4 protein-coding genes are annotated in these 3,830 nt (G+C 42.7%); 2 read left to right on the top strand and 2 right to left on the bottom strand.

What is annotated here, in order from left to right:
• The coding region (locus EI164_RS17190) for a hypothetical protein (protein ID WP_225739335.1) at positions 1-367 on the top strand (367 nt) is incomplete at its 5' end.
• A gap of 35 nt (positions 368-402) precedes the next feature.
• Here EI164_RS17190 and EI164_RS15025 read toward each other — a convergent pair.
• Together EI164_RS15025 and EI164_RS15020 are read right to left on the bottom strand one after the other, a co-directional pair.
• The gene (locus EI164_RS15025; RefSeq protein ID WP_192520738.1) at positions 403-1,386 is read right to left on the bottom strand and encodes a formylglycine-generating enzyme family protein; all 984 of its coding nucleotides are present in this window, start codon (positions 1,384-1,386) and stop codon (positions 403-405) included.
• A 135-nt stretch (positions 1,387-1,521) separates the two neighbouring features.
• Positions 1,522-2,505: a formylglycine-generating enzyme family protein gene (locus tag EI164_RS15020; protein ID WP_192520736.1), complete on the bottom strand. Its 984-nt coding sequence runs from the start codon at positions 2,503-2,505 to the stop codon at positions 1,522-1,524.
• 307 nt (positions 2,506-2,812) lie between these two features.
• Here EI164_RS15020 and EI164_RS15015 point away from each other — a divergent pair.
• Positions 2,813-3,830 (top strand): phage late control D family protein (locus EI164_RS15015; protein WP_192520730.1); only part of this gene is annotated, 1,018 nt, incomplete at its 3' end.

Below are 3,830 nucleotides of genomic sequence, written 5' to 3'. Positions count from 1 at the left end.
TTCTCGCTTGTGTCTTTATCTGGCTGCCGCTGATTTGAATTCTATACAGCCCCTATTAAACTATGGAAAATTTTTAGATAAAAATATTCAAAATATCTTTGATCATATGAACTCAAGAGATATAGAGGCGTTCAAAACTAATAGAGACTATAGTGCGTATGTTATCTTATACATGAAGATGAGAACCAAAGTCGCGCCTGAATACCCCGATGGTATAGAAGTCGTCAAAAACACCAGTCCAAAGTACGATATCTATATCAAACATGGTCAATTTAATAATTATGAGCATTTTATGGCTAAGAATCCAGAACAATATGATCCAGCAGGGTTTGAGGACGATGACGACGATGATAGTTATATAGCTTAGCGATTAAAATACATAACTATCTATCTTGCTAATTTTTAGTTCAATGAAACAGGGGTGTTTGCGACACAACGTGCAGATGTTGCGCGATTCTGATTGATGCGTGGATTATTCTTTACAAGAGGCGGATTAGGTTCTCTTTGCCAGCGTTTTACGCTCACAGGACCCATCACCCTAATATTTCTAGCACTACCTTCATTAGCATCTACCCCTCGCAATACTTTTTCTTTGCCAGTTGATGGACCTTGCGGGTTGTGCTCTGGACTATCACCATAATACTGGGCATCGTACCAGTCGCTCATCCACTCGTAGTTCTGATTGGTCATATCATACAGTCCTAACGGATTAGGCGGATATAGACCCACTATAGGTATAGCGAGGCTGGTGTTGTACTTATTACTTAGTTCTTGCTTTTGCTTAAAAGTCCATACATTACGACCATCATCTATTTTGCCGTTATCGGTTGGGAATAGCACATACTGACCACGATTACGCGCCGCATACTCCCACTGCGCTTCAGTTGGTAGATTCATGGGTACATTTAGCTGCTCCCCGAGCCATTGACAGTAATTTTGGGCTATTTGCCAATTGATACCAGCAGCGGCATCGGGCTGATGCAGTTCTATCACAGACTCTTGCATTCCCTCTTGTGGCTGTCCTGTCGCCATACTATAGATATCGAAATCACCATAAGTTGCCTTGTAGGCATTCATACTGAAGCTATCTAGGGTGACATTGTGCAAGGTTTTATTATCACCATTGCTAGAGATTGGCATGCCTTCTGTCCAGTCCAACTTAGGACCGAAGTCCCCCATCTCATAACTACCACCTTCGATAAAGCGCATGTTAGTCTTTTGCGTGGCTAAAAAGTCATTTAGTTGCTGTTGTTCAGCATCCGTTAGATCACTACGAGTTTGCGGTATGCCATTACTGTCTACCGAGGTAGCAGGCGTTTTGGCGCAGGCCGTAATAGAAAATAGAGGTAAGATAAGCAAAGATACGAATAAAGACTTTAAAGTCATAGTGGGCTACAGTAGTTTTTTGTTGAGAAATCAGAATGATTATACTAATAATTTACTGGGATTGTCTAAACAGAATAACTGCTCATTCAAAACATCATAATTATGTGATCTTAGGAGATAGTAATATGTTAAGTTTTATGACAAGGGAGTTGTAGAATTAGCAACGCATCTTGCTGTAGTATCTCCATTTTGGTTTATTCTAACATTATTATTAATAAGAGGCGGATTGGGTTCTTTGTGCCAACGTTTTACGCTCACAGGACCCATTACTCTAATATTTCTAGCATCACCTTCATTAGCCTCTACCCCTCGCAATACTTTTTCTTCACCAGTCAATGGACCTTGTGGGTTATGCTCAGGACTATTAGCATAATACTCAGCATCATACCAGTCACTCACCCATTCATAGTTTTGGTTGATCATATCGTATAATCCCAACGGATTGGGCGGATATAGACCTACTATCGGTACAGCAAGGCTAGTATTGTACTTACTCCTTATTTCTTGCTTTTGCTTAAAAGTCCATACATTACGACCATCATCTATTTTGCCGTTATCGGTTGGGAATAGCACATACTGACCACGATTACGCGCCGCATACTCCCACTGCGCTTCAGTTGGTAGATTCATGGGTACATTTAGCTGCTCCCCGAGCCATTGACAGTAATTTTGGGCTATTTGCCAATTGATACCAGCAGCGGCATCGGGCTGATGCAGTTCTATCACAGACTCTTGCATTCCCTCTTGTGGCTGTCCTGTCGCCATACTATAGATATCGAAATCACCATAAGTTGCCTTGTAGGCATTCATACTGAAGCTATCTAGGGTGACATTGTGCAAGGTTTTATTATCACCATTGCTAGAGATTGGCATGCCGCCAGTCCAGTCAAGCTTTGGACCGAAGTCCCCCATCTCATAACTACCACCTTCGATAAAGCGCATGTTAGTCTTTTGCGTGGCTAAAAAGTCATTTAGTTGCTGTTGTTCAGCATCCGTTAGATCACTACGAGTTTGCGGTATGCCATTACTGTCTACCGAGGTAGCAGGCGTTTTGGCGCAGGCCGTAATAGAAAATAGAGGTAAGATAAACAATGATACGAATAAAGGCTTTAAAGTCATAGTGGGCTACAGTGAGGTTTTGTTGAGAAATAAGAATGATTATACTAATAATTTTGGTTAATTGTCTAAGTAAAACTATTAGACTACTGTTGAGATAGATTCGGTTAATAAAATAACATCTTAATCATTACATTCTTTTAAAGAAGCCTGTTTTACACACGTGGATATTAACAATGAGTCTACCAACTGTACTATTTTAGTTGACAATATTTCAATAAACTCTATACTTTTATTCATAAATAATTCAGCAACATTCCAATTCGGGCCATTTCCTTGGTATAAAGCCAGTAGTAACGGTACCCCTCCTATGCCCTCTCAGACCAATCGATTACATAAAGTTACCATTCATGCCGACAGTTTAACAGTAGATGCCTTCTATCCTGTGGCGTTTTATGGTGTCAGCAGTGTTAATCAAACCGATACTATTGACATACTAGTGTTTAGTTACATATTTCTAGACTCGGACGCTTGTTTATCATTGGTTGGTACACCTGTTTGCTTGACCACGCTGTCCGCGAATCGTACGCCTACCTGTCGCACAGGTCTCATACGAGGTGTCCGTTGTCAGCAGTCTGATGGCGCGATGCACTTTTATACGTTAGAAGTCGTGACTCCTGACTGGCAGTTGACGCAGTCGATACATACGCGCACTTTCATCAATCAGTCCACCCTAGATATCATCACCGCTATTCTTGGTGATTATGATATGACGTGGGAGATATCTGAGACGCTGCTATCATCAGGCAGTACCGCCTCAGAGCAATTGTCTCTGCCCTTAGCCATACGCACGCAGTCAGATGTCAGTGACTATGATTTTGTCACGGGTCTGCTTGCAGATATTGGTATTTCTACTTTGTGGGTATCAGGCGATTCGGTTGATGAGCTAGGTACGTGGTGGTTGGTCAATGGTTTAGATGAGAATGAGCAAATACCGCTGACTTATAGCTATGCGCAGTCCTCCATACAGTCAGGGCAAGACAGCGTCAATGCATTACAGATGACTACGCAGCAACTCGGTAGCCATCGTGTCATGGTACGAGCAGATGGCCTCGCCGCTGATACTATCTATGAAGGTCAAGCAGTAGATGAGTCAGCACTTGCCACAGATGACACCACGGTGCTAATTGCAGCGCCCTCTCGTGTGTATGGTGATGATGCAGCAACTGCGATTGCTGAACAGTGGATCGCGGCCAATCGCTGTCAACGTGAGACCTATCAAGCGACTGGCGCCATGCGTGGCCTAAGTGTCGGCAGCCCTGTAGACATCAACAACCTACCCTCTATTGGCCACTTGTCTACCTATTGTACCGCGGTGACCATCATCG

The organism is Psychrobacter sp. FME13 (assembly GCF_014861395.1).
Classification (GTDB): domain Bacteria; phylum Pseudomonadota; class Gammaproteobacteria; order Pseudomonadales; family Moraxellaceae; genus Psychrobacter.
This window is presented reverse-complemented; position numbering and strand designations above follow the sequence as displayed.

What these genes read in the sequence shown, in the direction of transcription:
- EI164_RS15025 (WP_192520738.1), bottom strand. Translation starts at nt 1,386, where the DNA reads ATGACTTTAAAGTCTTTATTCGTATCTTTGCTTATCTTACCTCTATTT.
- EI164_RS15020 (WP_192520736.1), bottom strand. Translation starts at nt 2,505, where the DNA reads ATGACTTTAAAGCCTTTATTCGTATCATTGTTTATCTTACCTCTATTT.